Raw genomic sequence first — 1003 nt, 5'->3', positions numbered from 1 at the left:
GCCAGCGAAAAAAGTGGAGACTTATATTCTTAAGTACCGGTGAAATGGGGCTAGAAGAAAAGCTTTCATCAATACATAAAGGCGTAAAAGCAGGTCAAGAAATCCGCTTTTTAGAAGTTCCAATTCAAAGGCAACATGGTGCTTATGACGATCTTTATGGTCATAACAACATGAATGACTTTTCTGAATCTATTTGGAAAGCTGTTAACGAAAATCATGGCACTGTTATGCCACAATGGGTTGATCACTTAAGTACTATTGATGATCTCCCTACTCTTTTAAATCGCAATATCAAAACGATGTTAACCCATTGGGAAATAACAAAAGAAAATAATGGCAATCAGGTTATTGAAGCAGCAAAACGATTTGCGTTACATGGAGTGAGCGGTGAATTAGCAACTTTAGCTGGGCTTATGCCTTGGCCTAAAGGCCTTGCTGAAAAAAGCGCAAAAGAAGCATTTGATGCTTGGCTCGAAATACGTGGCTCTTCTAGTGATTCAGAAGATAACAAGTTAATAAAACAATTACCTTATGCATTAAAACTTTGGCGTCGAAAATTATTACCTGAAGGTAAGTTTTTAGGTGATAACTACGGCTACGCAATAGAAAAAGATGGTCAGCTTGCTTGGTTCGTAACTCGTGATGCATTTATGGAAGGCTTAAAGGTTAGTTATAGAAATGATATTTCTCATACGATTAAACTAATGTGTAAAAATCATTGGTTGGAAAGCCGTGAAGGTCGAGGAACATTCAAGAAAGTAATCGCAGGTGGGCCGCCTGGTGGTCGCTACTTTAAAGTGCTACCACAACAAATTGTGGCTGATTTAGCTTTAGATGAAGCACTTTCCCAAGTTTATTTCCCAACTTAACGTTATGAATTAATTTGATTTTCCCAAAATTCCCGTTTTCCCAAGAGATTTAAGAGAGTAGACCATGAAAAATGATATAAGTGATGCACTACGTAAGAATGACGAATTACCAGATATCCGAAATACAATTGAAG

1 pseudogene is annotated in these 1003 nt (G+C 37.4%); it reads left to right on the top strand.

What is annotated here, in order from left to right:
* Positions 1-869: pseudogene (locus ACTRWE_RS19205) on the top strand (DUF927 domain-containing protein); the annotation flags it as partial.
* Positions 870-1003 lie beyond the last annotated feature (134 nt).

It is taken from the genome of Pseudoalteromonas sp. G5_S1_54_S4 (genome assembly GCF_054968565.1).
Note: the sequence above shows the minus strand (reverse complement) of the source record. Positions and strands in the feature narration are given on the sequence as shown.